The sequence below is a fragment of the Gluconobacter cerinus genome (assembly GCF_002723935.1).
Taxonomy (GTDB): domain Bacteria; phylum Pseudomonadota; class Alphaproteobacteria; order Acetobacterales; family Acetobacteraceae; genus Gluconobacter; species Gluconobacter cerinus.
Window position 1 is genome coordinate 1 of record NZ_BEWM01000048.1, and the last position, 809, is coordinate 809.

1 pseudogene is annotated in these 809 nt (G+C 53.2%); it reads left to right on the forward strand.

From position 1 onward, the window contains the following. Positions 1–76: 76 nt before the first annotated feature. Positions 77–809, forward strand: a pseudogene (locus GCE01_RS16635) (IS5 family transposase); the annotation flags it as partial.

Here is an 809-nt window from a genome sequence, read left to right on the forward strand (position 1 = left end):
TAGGCTCAGGACCTGTTAATTTCTTGAACTGAGCATGGTGTTGTGATTCAGAGGTTTACCGATGGAGGGTACGCCTGTGAGTGATGTGTTTTTGCTGTCTGAGCACCAGATGGAACGGATCAGGCCGTATTTCCCGCTGGCGCATGGGGTTCCGCGTGTAGATGACCGTCGTGTTCTGAGCGGGATTGTTTACGTGATCCGCAACGGCCTTCAGTGGAAAGACGCCCCAAAAGCATATGGTCCGCATAAGACTTTATACAATCGCTTTTTCCGGTGGAGCCGCCTGGGTGTCTTTGACCGGATCTTCGTCGCGCTGACAGAGCAGGCTGGCCGTTCGAAGCGTCTGATGATTGATGCGACACATCTGAAAGCACACAGAACAGCAGCTTCCCTGCTTAAAAGGGGGCTTTTCCCCGCCATATCGGACGGACAAAAGGCGGCCTGAACTCAGAACTCCATGCCGTGTGTAATGGTCAGGGCCGTCCGGTCCGGCTGCATCTGACTGCATCTGACTGCAGGGCGGGTCAGCGATTTCAAAGGCGCAGACGTGCTTCTGGCAGATCTCCCCGACGAGACAGAAGAAGTCATCGGGGACAGAGGCTATGACAGCAATAAAATCAGACAGTCTCTCGCAGACCGGAATATTACAGCCTGTATTCCGCCAAAGAAGAGCCGGAAATCAAAGCCACCTTACGACTGGCATCTGTATAAAAAGCGCCACCTCATCGAAAACATGTTCGCAAAAATCAAAGACTGGCGACGTGTTGCGACCAGATACGACCGGTGCGCTCACACTTTCATGTCCGCAA